Genomic DNA, 16,449 nt, shown 5'->3' with positions numbered 1-16,449 from the left:
ATCAGGTGTAGACCCACAGCACGCGGGTGAGCTGGTCGGTGAGATTGCCGTAGCGGCAGCGGGTGTGGCTGTCGAACTGGAAGCTATCGCCAGCCTTGAGTGTCGCCGGCTCTTCGTCATTGCCCAGCCACAGGGTCAATTCGCCTTCGAGCACGTAACCGCCCTGCTCCGAGCTGTCACTGATGTGCCGGTCGCCGCTGCTAGCGCCTGCTTCCAGATGACTTTCGAGCATGGAAAACGAAGCGCGCATCTGCGGCGATACCAGGATGTCAGTGATGCCGTTGGCGTAATACAGCGTGCGGCGCTCGTCCGGGCGAGTGACAAACGGCAGCTCCTTGGCCTTGGGCAAACTGTAGAAATAGGTGGTCGGCACGCCGAAGGTTTCGCTGATCGCCGTCAGGTCGGCCACGGTGGGCCGCGACAAGCCGCGCTCGACTTGCGAGAGAAACCCCACCGAGCGACCGATCTTGTCGGCCAGCTCCTTGAGGGTCCACTTCTTGTGCTTGCGCAGGTCGTGGATCAGGATCGCCAGCGCGGCGATTTCTTCTTGCTTGTTCATGGCCGGGGTTCCGGAAAAGGATTCATCAGATGCTGTCTCGCAGGCGATACCAGGCTTTGCCGATGGCTTCGAGTGGTGCGGCGAGGTATTTGCCGCCGGGGAAGCTGCCATTACTCAGGCCCTGATACAACGCCAACTCATCGGCATTGCCGAGAATCGCATCGGACACGGCGCGAGCGGCGGCCAGTGTCGGCAGCACACCGTGGCCCGAGTAACCTTGCAGCCAGTAACGGTTGCCCGCGCCGCCGACATCCGGCGTGCGGTTCAGCGTCAGGTCGATGTGCCCACCCCACGCAAACTGCACCTCGACGCCTTTGAGCTGCGGGAACACCCGTTCGAGAAACGGCCGGGTCGCCGCCACGATGTCCTTGGGCATGCCGCCCAGATAAGTGCAGCCACCGCCGAACAACAAACGGTTGTCCGGCGTGCGGCGGAAGTAATCGAGGACGAACTGGTTGTCGGTCACGCAGACATTGCTCGGCAACAGTGCGGTGGCTTGCTCTGACGTGAGCGGCGCGGTCGCGACTTGATAGGTGCCCACCGGCAGGATGCAACTGGACAGTTGCGGGTCGAGTTCATCGAGATAGGCGTTGCAGGCGAGCACCAATACATCGGCCTTGATCGAACCGCGTTCAGTGTTGACCCGAAAACCTGCGCCCTCCTCCTGATAACTCAGCGCTTTGCTTTGCTCAAAGATGCGCCCGCCGGCTCGCTCGATGGCAGCCGCCAGACCCAGTGCCAGTTTCAACGGATTGAGGTGCGCGCCTTCCGGGTCGTAAAGCCCTGCCTGATAGCGCTCGCTGGCGACCCATCGCGGCAGTTCTTCGCGCGGGATGAATTGCAACGCATCGTGGCCCCATTTGTGGCTCGCTTCGTGTTGCCATTCGGTCAGCAGACTGACTCGGCGCGGCATCACCGACGTCCATAGATGCCCCGGGCGATAGTCGCAGTCGAAAGCATGCCGCCCCGGCAGTTCACGCAGTTCGCGAGCCGCCCAGCGCATGCCGTCCCACAGCCGTTTCGCCCGCTCATGACCAAGCGCGGCTTCCAGCGGCGGCATATCACACGACCAGCCCAGAATCGCCTGCCCGCCATTGCGCCCCGAGGCCGCCCACGCCACCCGGCTGGCTTCCAGCAACGTTACCCGCTTGCCGGCCAACGCCAGGCGCAGCGCGGTGTGCAGCCCACTGAAACCGGCGCCAATGATCACTACGTCGGTATCGTGGTCACCGCTCAATGCAGGTCGATCGCGGAGGATGGCGGCGCAACTGTGGGCGTAATAGCTGTCGACATGGCGCTGGGATTGCTGAAACATTCGCGGCCTCATGAAATTTATTTCTTATAATTTCATGAAAATCTACAGAACAAATTTCATGCCGGCAACCCCTACGGGGGATTGTCATTCGTCATGCAGGAATGGTCCGTGCTTCTGGGTTGCGGTGTGGCGCGGGACGGATTAGAGGAGGAGTTACTTTCGGGAGAACCAGCGGTTTTGTTCTTTTTTGACTGGAAGAATAAAGGCTTGGGCGACAGCACTTATCAATGCGATCCACCGAATTATATAATCACTTTCAAAAACCTCCAGGATTGGCATAAATAAAAATAAGCGACCATAGTCAGCCACACTCAACTGGTTCGCGCCCCAAAACAACGACAATGCAAAAAAAGCCCAATACTTTCCATGAGTAAAATTTTGTCCTGAAATCCTTCTTGAGATAGAACGCAAACACCAGAAACCTAATATGGAAACGAGAAAATATAGCGCCTCCATTAATCGTGAATCACTTATCATTATTTTTGACCTCCTGATCCAAAAGCGTCCACTGCTGTACTTTTGGGAACGCAAGCGCCCGTGATTTTCTTTGCTTGGAACTCTGAACACATGGAATTTTTTATCTCGCCCATATTCAGAGGTGAGATCATTTTCGTGAAAACCAGCGCCTTGGCTCTTCTCTACCTGGAAGAAAAAAGGCTTGAACAATGGCACTTACAAATGCGACCCACCGAATTATATAATCATTTTCGAAAATCTCTTTGGACGGCCTATATAAAAATAAATAACCATTGTGAGCCACGCTCATTTGGTTTATCACCCAAAGCATGAGCAATGCAAAAAACACCCAAAACCTTCTAGCTGTAAGGTTGGAACCTGAGATCCTTCTTGAGAGGGAGACAAGAAAGAAAAAGCCAACCAAAGAAACAAGCAAGTAAATCAACGTTACAAGTGGCGCACTACTCATCATTATCCTTGACCTGCCAATACATGGATTCTATTGTTATCGCATCGGAAGCCGCCTCTAACGTTAATGCGGTCTTGCTTGAATTTTCATAGCCTCGAACATAATCAGAATGCACATACCTAAACAACCGCCACGCATCCGGCTTCAATACCAGCCTGCCGAGGCCATATACCGAAAGCCCCAAGTCAACGGTCCCATAAGCCATATTCCCTTCAAATGCTCCGCCCCCAATCAATTTAGCGGCCTCTTGATAACCTTTTCTAACGGGCCCCTGTATATCCGACCGCCCCTCCCATAAGTTCCGCCCACTCTCATAAGTATTATTGGCCCCGTGAGCCATCAAAGGCGCGCCGACAAAAAGGCACAATGCACCGGCCGAGCCGTAGCAAATCCCCGCACCTGCTACGAATTGAAGTGCACCTGCAATTGCACCAACACCTTTTCTAGCAATCTCCACCGACTGGCTTAACAGGCTGTTCTGCTCGTCTTTTATGGCTTTGAGGCCCTGCTCAGGACTTCTTTTTCCCTGCGCAACGTCATTGACAATGCCTCTGGCGTAATAAGAAACCTCGCGATTGAACTGGATGCGCAACGTGCCATCCTTAATGTGACGCGCACTTAACGTACAGGCTTGATTAGCCAGATTGGCAGCAGCATTACTGACCATCCAATAATCGCAACTCCCTGGCTTGCAGCTATTCTTCAATGGGCTCATGGGTTATTCCCACCATGAACTGTAACCACTGGTTCCTGCCAGATGATGAGTCCATATGATGTCTTGATATCGAATAGCAACGTGCTCTTGCGGTTCGACGTCATTCTGTAAAACCACATGGGGCATATCGAGTGTCAGATCGGTGACCATGCCGCCTCTGATTTCTACCGTGTAAAACTTTTCCTGCAGGCCAAACGGCGATATTCGGTAGAAGTTGATAATGCAGTTTATTTCTTCTCTGCTTGAAAGCGCTTGAGCCAGTAAAGGCGATGACTTATCAACGTTTTTTGTGATGATGACGGGATTGTGCGTCGGCTTGTTAGCGTTTCCGATATTGGCCATGTTGTGGCTGTAAGACAGCACCATGATTTCGTCTTTATGTGCAGTCTGACACTTGTTGCCAATGGAGTGCTGGGTTGAACAACCCGATGAAATCAATCCTTGAGCCTTGCCTGTGATCTTCATATAACCGTGATTAGCCATACGTACCACTCCCTTTTATTTGCCGAACATCCTACACCAACGTTTTTTAGGCAAGTTGTAGGACGCTTCTGAAACAGCAAACAAAATATGTCACGACCAAGTTCTACGGAAAGTGAAAGATCCGACAGGCTATTGCTTAGTTACTGACGGAAGTTACGCACCCTGCACGCCGACTCGGCGGACTCTCCGCCCGGCAAGACCACCCGGGCACGTCATTCGATGCCCCGCCACAGCGCAGCATCGAATGACGTGCTCGGGTGTTTTTGCCGATCAGGGCGAACGACAATCAGAAGTCGTATCGCGCCGTCATGCCCAACGTTCGCGGCGTGCCGAGTACGCCGGTGTAGGCGCCGTTCGGTGAGTTCCAGAGGGTGGTGTAGTAGGTTTTATCGAAGGCGTTTTTCAGCCACAACGACACGTCCCACTGCCCTCGGCCCCAGTCGCCGCGCACACCGGTGGAAAGGTTCACCAGGCCGTAGCCCGGCAACTGCGCCTCACGCGAATCATCAACAGTGCCGACCGCGTGCGAGCGCCACGCGTAGTTGCCGTTGACGTAGGGTTGCAGGCCATCGTCCAGATTCCACTGGTAACTGGCGCTGCTGTTGAAGATCCATTTCGACGCGCCCACCACCGCATGACCACTGAGGTCGCAAGATGCTGGCGCACCCGGACGCAACGCTACTTCGGCCGGGCAAGGTGCATCCTCGTAAGACAGATAACGCACGTCGTTCCACGAGCCGTTGAGGTTCAGAGTCAACCCTCGCAGCGGACGCCAACTGCTATCCACCTCCAGCCCGCGACTACGCACCGAACCGGCGTTGGTCAGATAGCTGGTGAGGTTGACGTCATCGTAGGCGTTGGTCTGGTAACCATGCACTTCGGTCCAGAACAGGTTGGCATTGAGCAACAGGCGCTGGTCGAGCAGCGTGGTCTTGATCCCCAGTTCCGCGTCGTTGGCCCGTTCGCTGCCAATCAACAAGGAATCGGCACCCGCGACCGGCGCACTGGCCACGCTGAGGTTGACCCCGCCCGACTTTTCGCCGTGGGACAGCGAGGCATACGCCAGCACCTGATCGTTGACATGCCAGGCCAGGCTAGCCAGCGCCGAAGGGCTGAAGCTATACAGGCTCAAATCACCGGAGTCGTAAGCACCGATCCGCCCCGCCCTCGCCGCCGCTGCTGCGCCGCTGCCCGCCGCACCACCGACCGGCGCATTGCGCGTCACCTCGGCGAGTTTGCGTTCATAGGTGCCGCGCAGGCCCAGGCTGAAATCCAGTCGTGGGGTCAGGTGCCAGGTGCCTTGGGCGAACGTGGCGAAACTGTCGGTATCGACTTCACCGTGGCCGACGCTGGTGAAGTTGTTCAGCGCACCTTGCGGCGTGCCATTCCAGGTATCGGCTAGCGGGCCGTAGTCGGTGAACACGGTATTGCGCATTTCCTGACGGAAGTAATACCCGCCCAGGATGTAATCGAAACGCTCACCGATCGGCGAAGCCAGGCGAATCTCCTGAGAGTACTGCTTGTCCCGCGTCGACTGCCCGACGTTGTGCATGACATCGACGTTCAGCTCATCGTCGTTACGCGGGGTGAAATCCCACCAGCGGTAAGCGCTGATCGAGGTCAGCGTGTAGTCACCGGGCAAATTCCAATTGGCTTCCAGCGACGTGCCACCCTGAAACACCTTGACGCTCTGGTCGGCGTCGAGATTGACATGGCGCCCCTTCGCCAGCGTCGCGCCCACCGCTGCTGCGCGCTGCTCGTAGCGGTTGACGCCATTGATCGTCGGCCCGGTGCTGAACAGTGAGCGAGTGCCGGCGCTCGAGTCCTCTTCGTGATAGTCGGCCAGCCAGCGCAGGTTGAAATCCTCGTTGGGCTGGAACAGCAGTTGCCCGCGTGCGCCCTGCCGCACGCCACCACCCAGCGTGTGGCCGTCGAAGTCGTTTTCCACGTAGCCATTTTCACGGGTTCGATAGGCGGCAATGCGCCCGGCCAGCGTGTCGTTGAGCGGGCCGGAAAAACTCGCCTGGGTTTGCGTGTAGCCATCCTCACCCACCGAAGTGGATAGACTGCCCTGAGGGGTAAACGAAGGTCGCCGAGTGGTGATGTTCAACACGCCAGCAGTGGTGTTCTTGCCGAACAGCGTGCCTTGCGGGCCGCGCAGCAACTCGATCTGCTCGACATCCAGCAGATCGAACACAGCCATGCCGGGGCGACCGAGGTAGACGTTATCCAGATAGATCCCGGCGCTGCCCTCCAGCCCGTCACTGGCCGGGTTGTTACCCAAACCGCGAATCGACAGGCTCGATTGCCGTGCATGCATGAATGCGACGTTGACGCTGGGCATCGCCTGCTGCAAATCCTGCAGGCGATACAAGCGTTGTTCTTCAAGGGTTTGCGCGCCGAGCACGCTCATGGCCGTGGGTACTTGCTGGGCATCTTCGCTGCGACGGCGGGCCTCGACCGTCACCGGTTGCAGGACATCGGAATTGCTCGGCAGATTATTGGCCGCTGCGGGCAACATGGGCATCAGCGAACACAAGCCCAGTGCGCCCACTGAAAAATTGCGCGAATAAAGAAGAGTCATCGGTGGTTCCTGGAGCGGCTTCACGCCGCTCTTTGAAAGGAGTCGATACTTCGCTGCGCGTGGCTTGCGTGAGCGGAATCGTTGCGATGGAAGTCGGCGCGTGGTCAGTCACGCAGCCATGGCAGGTCTTCGCGCTGGTGGCGATGCGCGCGGAAGATCGCGTTGTTTTCGCCCGGCAAGTAATTGCGCGAAGGCGCATCGGGGTAGCTGGCGAAGAACGGATTGACGTATTCCCAGACCACTTCGCCTTGGTGTGTCACTTCAAACAAACGGCCGAAGTTGGCTTCGGTGACCAGCGTATTGCCGTTGTGCAACCGCTGCGCGCCACCCATGAACGGGGTGAAAAAGGCATAACCCGGCGTGTCGGCGTACTGCCATTCGATGCGTTGCGTCGTCGGGTTGATTTCGACGATGCGCGAGTGCGGCATGCTGATGTGCGGGCGGAAGATGCCGTTGTCGAAAACCAGCACGTTGCCGTTGTCCAGCTCAGTCGGGCAATGCTGCTGCGCGACCAGATCGTGGCCCAGACGCCAGAGCACTTCACCGCTGCCACGTTGCACGGCGATCACCGAAGAAACGCTGCGCAGACTCAGGATCACCTTGCCGTCGCGGCCCGGCGTCACCGCATTGGTCATCGGCCAGTGGTGGCGCTCGAAGCACTCGTGCAGCGGATAGTCTTCAGGACGCAGATGCTCCCAACTGCGCCATTCCCAGACCACGTTGCCCTGGCGATCGACTTCCTTGACCACGTCGGCATAGATCACCCCGCCCGGCGCCTCGCTGCCGGGAATGCCGCCGACTACGCGACGGGCCAATTCGGCACTCAACGGCTCGGCGGTGGTGTACAGCAGGTTGCCGTTGTCCAGCCATTGCGCGTCGTGGTGATGGAGCAGATCGGTGTGTTCCCAGACCACCTCGCCTTCAGGCGTGACTTCGCTGAACGCGCCGCCATGCCATACCGACCAGCCCGGGAACAGGTCCGGCGAATCAGGATGGTTGCCGTTATAACCGAGGTTGCCGTTGCGCAGGATCACCGCGTCGCGGCCGGGGCGTTGCGGCAGTTTCCAGCGATGGACGATCTCGCCGTCAAGGTCGATCAAAAACACGTTGCCGTCCGCCGTTTGCGGGGCGAACAGCGTGTAGCCACCAGCGCTGCGGGCATGATCGACAGCGATCAGACCGGTTTTCTGGCGTTTGAGTGTGGTGCGTTCGAGGTTGGGCATGGCTTTTCTCCAGGCGTGTGAATCCCGGCCGACAGTCAAGCGGCAAGGTGAAGTCGTGGGGTTACTGCGGTGTTGGCAGCAAGGCGTTGAAACGGTCGTCGAAGATCTGCTCGACTTGCAGGGGTTTTGGAATCAGGCGCTCGGCAGCAAACATGTCCGCCAGTCGTTGTTGCGAGGTGATCACTGTCGGCTGAATCGGCACGTAGCGAAGGTCTTGATGCGCGAGCATCTCCTGCACCAGTTCGACAGGCAGGCGGGTGGTCTGGGCGAACACCTTGGCCCAGGCCTCAGGATGCGCGGTGGCCCAGGCTTGGGCGCGGGCCAGTCGAGCCAACAGATCGCCGACCTGCCCTGCTCGTTCAGGATCTGCAAGTGCGCGCTTGCTGGCGACGGTGAAATTCAGACCGGTTTCCGGCCAGGAACTGCCATCGAGCAGAATCCGCGCACCACGGGAAGTGGCCTGTCCGACAAAGGGATACCACACCGCCCAGGCGTCGAGTTTTCCGCTGGCGAACGCATTTTGCGCATCCACCGGGCTGACGTAGGCGATGTTCACATCACGCGGGGTCAGGCCTGCCTGATGCAGCGCCGCCAGCAATAAATAATGGCCACTGCTGCCTTTGGCCACGGCGACGCGCTGGCCTTTGAGATCGGCCACGTTATGGACTTGAGAATCCTGCGGAACCAGCAGTGCATTGTTGTTTTGCGCGCCACTGGCCACGCCGATGATGCGCACATCGAAGCCGCCCGCCTGGGCGAACACCGGCGGCGCATTGCCCACCACACCGGCGTCGATCGCCCCGGCGCTCAGTGCTTCCAGCATCGTCGTTCCGGCCAGAAAGGGATGCCAGGACAGCGGATAAGTCAAGTCCTTGTCCTCACCCGCCGCGTGCAACAACGCCTGAATCAGACCGCTCTGGTCGCCCATTTTCAATGGTTCGCTGGCAGCCGACACCGGAAGCGCCAGTACCAACGCGGCGCAGCACAGCAGCGCTTTGAACCGCGTCAGCAGTGGGTGCTTGGCAGCAAGAAGTTTTAGCGGCATTGTCGTGCCCTCATTTATGCATTGATTTCAGTATGTCGAGGCCCGCCGTGCCGCTCCATGCCAAACACCCCTCCTTTGCTGCCATCTCTGACACGCCGCCGTTGCCTGCGCGCACGGTGGTAGTGTTGGCGTTCGACGATCTGTTGCTGCTGAATGCGGCCGGGCCGCTTGAGGTGTTTGCCGCGATACCGCGCGTGTTGGCCGGCGACTTTGCAACGAATCCGCCGTATCGGTTGCTGGTGGCCTCGCCGCAGGGTGGTCAGGTGATGTCGGTCTCGGGCATCACCGTCACCACCTGTTCGCTGGAGCAGGTCGATCAGATAGCGCCAGTGATCGATACGCTGATCGTCGCCGGTGGACCGGGCATGGCCGCCCTTGAGGCCGACGAACACGCCTGCCACTGGTTGCGCAGCCGCGCCCCGCAAATCCGCCGTCTCTGCTCGATTGGCACCGGCACTTTTGCCCTCGCCGCTGCGGGCCTGCTCGATGGGCGAAAAGTGGTGACTCACTGGAAATTCGCCGATGAATTACAGGCGCGCTACCCGGCGCTGCACTGTCAGACCGAAGCCCTGTATCTGCACGACGGCAATCTCTGGACGTGCGGCGGTGCCACGGCAGGTATCGATCTGGCGCTCGGGCTGGTCGAACAGGATCTCGGCGCCCACGCCGCATTGGCGCTGGCTCGCTATTTCACCGTGTTCCTCTGGCGCAGCGCCGAACAGCCGCAGCTCAGCGCCTCGCTCAATGCGCAATCGAAGGCCTTGCGCACCGATCAGGACGTGCGTCTGGCCCGTCTGCACGGGTGGATTGCTGGAAATCTGAACGGTGATCTGCGGGTCGATCGGCTCGCCGAGCAGTTCGGCATGAGCCCGCGCCACTTTGCCCGCGCTTACGTCGCCGCCACCGGGGAAACGCCTGCGCAAGCCGTAGAGAACTTGCGCATGGAGGCGGCCAGTCGGCTGCTGAAAACCACCGATGAACCGATCAAGAGGATTGCCGAAACCGTGGGGTTTGGTCGCGAAGAACGCATGCGCCGAGCGTTTCAAAAGCATTTCGGCATCAGTGCGCAGAGTTACCGCAATCAGGTCAAATCCACAGCGGCGCCTGCCCCGGGCATCACATTAGAGCGACTGGCCCAGTAATCAGTGCGCCAACGCATACCGGCGACAATGCTCCAGATAGCCGCGCTCATGATTGCCGACCAACTGCACCACACTCGTCCAAAGCCACGACGGCGCGTCCAGGGTTTTCGAGCGGCAAGCTTGCAATTCGCCTATCCATGAGGCCCTCGTCGCCAAGTCCATCTGCCGTGCATGGGCCAGCCCCACGACCCGCGCCAGATAACCGGCCGCCAACATCGCATCGCGTTGGCTCAGTTGGTCCAGTTCAAGCTTCATGTCCTGCGGCAGCAACTCGCGGACGAAAAATCCGTGATCGAGCATGCGTGTCGCGAGCATCCGATTGCCCAGCCCCGGTGATAACGAACGCGCACCTTCGACCACGCGTTTGCCGTTGTCCCTGGGCATGGTGGCGCGGGCTGCACGTGGAGCGGCGGCGCCGACGGCCTCTTTGACATCCAGCAGGCAATATTCCTGATCGTCACCCTCGCCCACACCGAGCAACACCGCATAACGCTGCAATCCCAGCGAGCTGCAACCTTTGACCCAATACGCCGAGTCGAGCATTTTTACTCGGTCGTCCTTCGACCGGCCCTTCAGTGAAGTCACCAGCGTGTGGATTTCCGGTGTGGCACACAGCGCCTTCAACGCCGCACGCTCAGGCCGGGACAGTGTCCAGAATTGCTTGCCCAGCGGGATGGTCGGTTTGCTGTTCTCGATCCGTTCCGCAGCCAGATGCTTCCAGGTGCGCTGCACCGCACTGCGCATCCCGGCCTTGATCTGAGTCGGGCGCGGCGGCTCTTCATCCAGATCGCCTTCAAAGGCCTGCTCGTAGCCGCGCATCATCTCTTCAAGCATTCGTGCGGTCGCCACGCCGGGCAAATCCGAGCCGCGGGCGGCTGTGGCGAGCGACAGGGCCAAACGCACCAGATCATGCGCGGGATTGCCGATGACGGTCTGATCGAGGTCGCGGATATGAATGTCGATTTTCCCCTTCAGATCCCCTGTCGGCCCCAGATTGCCGGCATGGCAATCGCCACAGATCCACACCGCCGGACCTTTTGGCAGGCTGCGCCCCGGCTGGCTGTGCAGCCACTCGTAAAACTGCACGGTGCTGCCCCTTACATAAGCGTGCGCCGAGCGGGCCATTTTCAGATTGCGCAGTTGCGACAGCGGTTCAAGACGTGCGGAGGGCCGTGGGATTTTCATGGACGCTTCTTATCAGGAATGTGACCTGTTGACCGCCCGCCGCGCGCAAATGTTTCAAAGTATTACAAGATCACTCACAGGCCGAATCTGCAGCAAGAAACTCTAGGAATCTTCTGATGGCCTCTGAATAACGCGCCTATCACTATCAGACGATTACTTATGAGTAAGGGAGCGATGACGCCAAAACGCCCTGCTCAATGCCAGAAAACCCGAAGACTGGATTTCACCGTGAACAGAACCTACCGAATCATCACAACATTACTGCTCTTCCACTCTGCCGGGGCGGTCGCCAACTGCTATATCGATGACAATGGGCAGGCCGGCGACGGCAAGCCTCGCGTCATAAATTTCAGTGCGCCATCAACCCTGAATATTCCCGCCGATAGCAGCAGTTTGACCGTCCTTGATGTGACCACTTCGGGGTTGAACAAGCATATCCGACCGGTGTGTATCCCTGAGGAAAATTCCGGTTTCCAGTTGAATCCCGCATTGGGCTCTCAGCCCGCCAAGGGCACGGTATTCACTTTGAGAAATACCGGACTGGACCTGAGGTTGAGAATAGAAGGCTTTAGCGCGTTCTTCTCCAAACTGGATCCGCAGCCGAGCTTCATCGCAAAGACCGGCATGCTGATAAAGGACGGGCCGTACCGCTTGTTTCTGATCAAAAACCGCACCATCGAACCGGGCACCACCATTCCCGCTGGCTTGCTCGGCACCTGGGTCACCAGCAGTGGCTATGTCATCGCCTCCTTCAATTTGCTCAATCCGATCAATGTCGTCGCCGCATCCTGCACGGTGAACGACGTGAACGTCGCGATGGGCAATGACTACCGACTGCACCAACTGGAAAACGTCGGTGATACCACACCACCGGTCGCCTTCAAGATTCCTGTCGTCGGCTGCGACAAGAGCATCAATAAAATTCAGATCAGACTCAACGCCACCACACCCATCGTCGACAAAGACACCGGCACCGTGGAGCTTGACCAATACTCCACCGCCAGAGGTATTGGCCTGAGAATCACCAACGGCTTGATGGGCAATATCCTGATGGATGAAACCTACCAGCTTGGCCGCTTCACCAGCGGCGCGGAAACCGCCGAGGCGAATTTCTTTGCGGCATACACCCGAATCCCGGGCGCGGAGTTTCGCGCCGGCAGCGCCAACACCAGTATCAATTTCGTCATGTCGTATTTATAGAACGGCACACTTTAGGAATCGTCTGATGTGGCCTCCGGCGACGCCCCGCTAGGGTGGCCGGATGAAACTGAAGAACTACCTTCACCAGATCAATCCCCTGCTCTCTACGCCCAACGCCGCCCGGCGGTTGCTGCGGATTTTTGGCCTGGTGTTGCTGATTGGCATCCTCAGCGGCGTGTACAGCTTTCTCTTGCTTACCTTCAATGCCGAAGTGTCGCGCCGACGCAGCCACATGAGCAGCGCCATTGCCGAGGCGCACACCTTTTTCACCACCCGCGAGGCCTTGCTGGAAAGCCTCAGTCTGTCGGCCATCCGCAAGCCTCAAGGGGTCAAACCGCAGGTCTCACCCGAGGAAGTTCACCTGCTGCTGGGCAACACGCGAGGCAAACAGTGGAGCATCTGGCTGACGGAGCGCATCAAGCAGTATCTGGTGAGCAAACAGGTCAATCTGCTCTACGTCAGCAGTGGCAACGACGTGCGCGTCAAAAGGCTTTACACGGCGACGCCGATAGTCGCCGACTTCCCCCCGGCGATGCTTGATCGGTTGCAGGCGCTCAAACGCGACAACACCGCTGCGCTGGAAGAACTCTGGTTGACCAATCAGTCGGCCAGTCATTCCCGGCTGTATATGTTCATTCGCCTGGATGAGCGCGACGTCGACTCCGGTTGGCTCGGCCTGGAAATGGACGGCCGCGAAGTCTCCCATGCACTGGATGATCAAAGTGCCGGGCAGTTCATGATGTTCAACTCCGACGGCATGCTGGTGTTCAGCAACAGCCAGCCTGCACAACTAAGCCAGAACCTGCTGCAGATCCAGCGGCAGAACTTCTTCGGTTTCGTTGGCGAAGGCTGGTTGCCGGATCATCTGGTGATGCGCAAACAACTGAAGTCCTCGGACTGGCAACTGGTTTATTCGATCAACCTGCGGGATGTCGTCGTCGCCCTGTGGCCGCGCCTCGCCGGCGCGCTGCTGTTCTGCCTGTTCAGTATCAGCCTCGTGTGGATCCTTATCCGTCGCCTCGAATACCGCTTTATCGCGCCGACCATCAGCCGTATTCAGGCGCTGGTGGAGAGTGAACTGTTCAGCAGTGACGTGATTCAAACCGCACCCGTGGCCCTGTGCGTGTTGCGCCGCACCAATGGTCAGGTGGTACTGGAAAATACCCTGTCACAACAATGGCTGGGCCAAAGCGGCGAAAGAGAAAGGCTCAGCCATCGCTGGATCTATCAGGCGTTCGATGCGTTGGACCCGCAAGTCACTGACTACTTCGAAACCGCCGACGGCCGCCATCTCTATCTCAGCTGCGCACCGACTCGCTACAAGGGCGAGGACGTGTTGCTCTGTGCCTTCAGCGATATCAGCACGCGCACGCAAATTGAAGAGGCGCTGGAACAGGCGCGGCAATTGGCCGATGCCGCCAATGAAGCGAAAACCCTGTTTCTGGCAACCATGAGCCACGAGATCCGCACGCCGTTGTATGGCGTATTGGGCACCCTGGAGTTGTTGGCGCGAACAGAACTGGACGCGCAGCAAACCGACTATCTGCACACCATCGAAGGCTCGTCGGCAACGCTGCTGCAGTTGATCTGCGATGTACTCGACGTGTCCAAGATCGAAGCCGGGCAACTGGCACTTGAACTCAGCGAATTCTGCGTCCACGAGCTGATCCACGAAGTGATTCAAGGCTACGCGGCGGCGGCGCATGGCAAGGGCCTTGATCTGTACGCAGTGATTGATCCGAAGCTGCCGGAACGGGTGATTGGCGATGTGTCGAGAATTCGTCAGATCCTCTACAACCTGCTGAACAACGCCGTCAAATTCACCGATACCGGGCGCATCGTGCTGCGGGTGAAGCTGCTTGGGCGTGACGCTGAGCGGGTGAACCTGTTCTGGCAAGTGTCGGACACGGGCAAAGGCATCACCCAGGAAGATCAGGCGCGGATTTTCGAACCGTTCTATCAGTCCCGGGGCCACACCAACGTGATCGCCGGCACCGGGTTGGGGTTGCCGATCTGTCAACGCCTGACCCACTTGATGAACGGCCATATTCGCGTGGTCAGCGAGCCGGGCCTGGGCAGCAGCTTTTCTCTGACCCTGTCGCTCGAGCAGCCCTCAACGCCGAGGTTGCCGAGCAGCTTTACGCCGCTGTTGCCGGCGACGGTCTACGTGGTGTCGCCCATCCGCGAACTGGCCGAAGCGATGAATGGCTGGTTACGCCGCTGGGGCGCACGGCCACAACTCGATCGGCCTTCGCGGGGCGCCTGCAACGCTGACCATGTGCTGCTGGAGCTGCATCCCGGCTCATTCGAACAGCGTCTGGACGCCGAGTGGACCGGCTCGCGAGTGATCGCCACGGGCGATGGCTACAACGAACCGCAATGGAGCGACGACGGCTGGGTGGTGAACATCAATCACCTGCACGCCATTCATCAAGCGGTCAGCCACGCTCAAGGATTGTCGGCGAGCAAACCCACAATCGATGCGCCACAGCGGCAACTGAAAACCCTGCATCTGCATGTACTGGTCGCCGAAGACAACGTCATCAACCAGTTGATCCTGCATGACCAGTTGCAGGAGCTGGGTTGTACCGCCGAGCTGGCGAGCAACGGTGAGGAAGCCCTGGCGCTGTGGCGCAAGGGGCATTTCGACGTGATCCTGAGCGACGTCAACATGCCGCAGAAGAACGGCTATGAACTGGCCCGCGAGCTGCGCCGCCTCGGCTGCACGGCGCCGATTATCGGCGCGACCGCCAATGCCATGCGCGGCGAAGAAGCGCTGTGTCTGGCAGCCGGGATGAACGACTGCCTGATCAAACCTTTCACGCTACAGGCCCTGCATAACCAGTTGGCGTCCTACGAAAGAACACTCCATGAAACCGATTAGTATCCTGGTCGTTGAAGACCATCCGTTCCAGCAACTGTACCTGCAAAACCTGTTCAGCGAGATCGGCCAGTTTCATCTGCAATTTGCCGAAGAAGGCAGCGCCGCGCTGGACTGCCTGAAACGCCACGACTTCGATCTGGTGTTGACCGATTTGTTGATGCCCGGCATGGACGGCGTGCAGTTCATCCAGGGGCTTGCCGCCTCGGGTTCGCGCCCCGCGCTGGCGATCATGAGCGCCGCCTCGCGCCGCATGCTGACCAGTGCCAGCCTCGCCGCGCGCAATCTGGGCGTGAAAGTCATCGGCCTGATTTCCAAACCGGTCAAGACCGCAGCCCTGCGCAATCTCACCGACCAATTGGGCACCTTGCGTCAGGCCACCCTGCCCCTGCCCGGCCCGCAAATTGATCATCTGGCCATTCTCGATGCGCTGGATAACGGTGAATTGCAGGCCTGGTTCCAACCAAAGAAATCACTGGCCAACGGCCGCATCGTCGCCGCCGAAGCACTGGTGCGCTGGCTTCACCCTGAGCAAGGGCTTTTGCTGCCGGGGGTATTTCTACCGGCCTTCAAAGCCTTCAATCTGGAAGAGCGTTTGCTGTGGCTGATTCTGGGACAAGCAATCAAGGCGCAGGAACAATGGCAGGTGCAAGGTTACGCGATCCCGGTGTCGATCAACCTGCCGACGCATCTGCTCAACAGCCCCGATCTGGCTGACCGGATTCTTGCCTTTGTGCTTCAGCGTCAGGGGGTTCCTGCGATGATCTGTTTCGAATTGATGGAATGCTCGATGCCCGAGGACATCAGTAACTTCTACGCCGGTGCGTGCCGGTTGCGCATGAAGGGCTTTGGCCTGTCGCAGGATGATTTCGGTCAGGGTTACAGTTCTTACATGAACCTGGTCTCGACGCCGTTTACCGAGTTGAAAATCGACCGGGCTCTGGTCCAGGGCTGCAATGACAATGAAGAGTTGGCGCAGGCCCTGACAAGTATTGTCGCCCTCGGCCGACAACTGGGTTTGACGGTCGTGGCCGAAGGCGTCGAGACGGCGCAAGAACTGGCGGTGTTGCGTAAAATCAACTGCACTCAGGTTCAGGGTTTCATCATTTCCCACGCCGTGTCGTCACAGGATTTTCAGCAACTGCTGACGCAGGACGGTCCCGCGTTGATGGATTGACCCGATGTTTTCTAC

Annotated in this window: 13 protein-coding genes; 4 read left to right on the top strand and 9 right to left on the bottom strand. The window is 58.7% G+C overall.

From position 1 onward, the window contains the following. Position 1 precedes the first annotated feature (1 nt). The 8 genes from ACIONG_RS00860 to ACIONG_RS00825 all read right to left on the bottom strand — a co-directional run bounded on the left by ACIONG_RS00860 (position 2) and on the right by ACIONG_RS00825 (position 8,849). Positions 2-559, bottom strand: coding sequence for a helix-turn-helix domain-containing protein (locus tag ACIONG_RS00860; RefSeq protein WP_401296042.1), 558 nt, complete (start codon positions 557-559; stop codon positions 2-4). A gap of 25 nt (positions 560-584) precedes the next feature. Then, a complete protein-coding gene (locus ACIONG_RS00855) occupies positions 585-1,874 on the bottom strand; it encodes an NAD(P)/FAD-dependent oxidoreductase (protein ID WP_401296039.1) in 1,290 nt (429 codons plus the stop codon). A gap of 153 nt (positions 1,875-2,027) precedes the next feature. After that, on the bottom strand, positions 2,028-2,546 hold the full coding sequence (locus ACIONG_RS00850; RefSeq protein WP_401296037.1) for a hypothetical protein: 519 nt from the start codon (positions 2,544-2,546) through the stop codon (positions 2,028-2,030). A 245-nt stretch (positions 2,547-2,791) separates the two neighbouring features. After that, positions 2,792-3,514 carry a DUF4225 domain-containing protein gene (locus ACIONG_RS00845; RefSeq protein ID WP_401296034.1) on the bottom strand — a complete coding sequence of 241 codons (723 nt, stop codon included), beginning with the start codon at positions 3,512-3,514 and terminating at the stop codon, positions 2,792-2,794. Positions 3,515-3,517: 3 nt separating this feature from the next. Continuing rightward, positions 3,518-3,997, bottom strand: a complete 480-nt coding sequence (locus ACIONG_RS00840) for an Hcp family type VI secretion system effector (RefSeq protein WP_401296031.1) — start codon at positions 3,995-3,997, stop codon at positions 3,518-3,520. A gap of 286 nt (positions 3,998-4,283) precedes the next feature. Next, positions 4,284-6,581, bottom strand: a complete 2,298-nt coding sequence (locus tag ACIONG_RS00835; protein WP_401296028.1) for a TonB-dependent receptor — start codon at positions 6,579-6,581, stop codon at positions 4,284-4,286. 104 nt (positions 6,582-6,685) lie between these two features. After that, positions 6,686-7,804 carry an aryl-sulfate sulfotransferase gene (locus tag ACIONG_RS00830; RefSeq protein WP_401296025.1) on the bottom strand — a complete coding sequence of 373 codons (1,119 nt, stop codon included), beginning with the start codon at positions 7,802-7,804 and terminating at the stop codon, positions 6,686-6,688. A 61-nt stretch (positions 7,805-7,865) separates the two neighbouring features. Further along, positions 7,866-8,849, bottom strand: a complete 984-nt coding sequence (locus tag ACIONG_RS00825; RefSeq protein WP_401296022.1) for an ABC transporter substrate-binding protein — start codon at positions 8,847-8,849, stop codon at positions 7,866-7,868. A gap of 32 nt (positions 8,850-8,881) precedes the next feature. Between ACIONG_RS00825 and ACIONG_RS00820 the strand changes: the two genes are divergently transcribed. Beyond that, complete coding sequence (locus ACIONG_RS00820) at positions 8,882-9,991, top strand: GlxA family transcriptional regulator (RefSeq protein WP_401296019.1); 1,110 nt, start codon at positions 8,882-8,884, stop codon at positions 9,989-9,991. Here the strand turns inward: ACIONG_RS00820 and ACIONG_RS00815 are convergent, their stop codons facing one another. After that, positions 9,992-11,176 (bottom strand): DUF2252 family protein, encoded by a 1,185-nt coding sequence (locus ACIONG_RS00815; RefSeq protein WP_401296016.1) that lies wholly within the window; start codon positions 11,174-11,176, stop codon positions 9,992-9,994. It abuts the gene before it with no gap. 228 nt (positions 11,177-11,404) lie between these two features. Between ACIONG_RS00815 and ACIONG_RS00810 the strand changes: the two genes are divergently transcribed. From ACIONG_RS00810 to ACIONG_RS00800, 3 genes are all read left to right on the top strand, one after another. Continuing rightward, positions 11,405-12,376: a fimbrial protein gene (locus ACIONG_RS00810; protein ID WP_401296013.1), complete on the top strand. Its 972-nt coding sequence runs from the start codon at positions 11,405-11,407 to the stop codon at positions 12,374-12,376. A 61-nt stretch (positions 12,377-12,437) separates the two neighbouring features. Then, positions 12,438-15,260 carry an ATP-binding protein gene (locus ACIONG_RS00805; RefSeq protein ID WP_401296010.1) on the top strand — a complete coding sequence of 941 codons (2,823 nt, stop codon included), beginning with the start codon at positions 12,438-12,440 and terminating at the stop codon, positions 15,258-15,260. Next, the gene (locus tag ACIONG_RS00800) at positions 15,247-16,434 is read left to right on the top strand and encodes an EAL domain-containing protein (protein ID WP_401296007.1); all 1,188 of its coding nucleotides are present in this window, start codon (positions 15,247-15,249) and stop codon (positions 16,432-16,434) included. The genes ACIONG_RS00805 and ACIONG_RS00800 overlap by 14 nt, the downstream gene beginning before the upstream one ends. Positions 16,435-16,449: the final 15 nt, after the last annotated feature.

The organism is Pseudomonas sp. NPDC087817 (assembly GCF_044742875.1).
Lineage (GTDB): Bacteria > Pseudomonadota > Gammaproteobacteria > Pseudomonadales > Pseudomonadaceae > Aquipseudomonas.
This window is presented reverse-complemented; position numbering and strand designations above follow the sequence as displayed.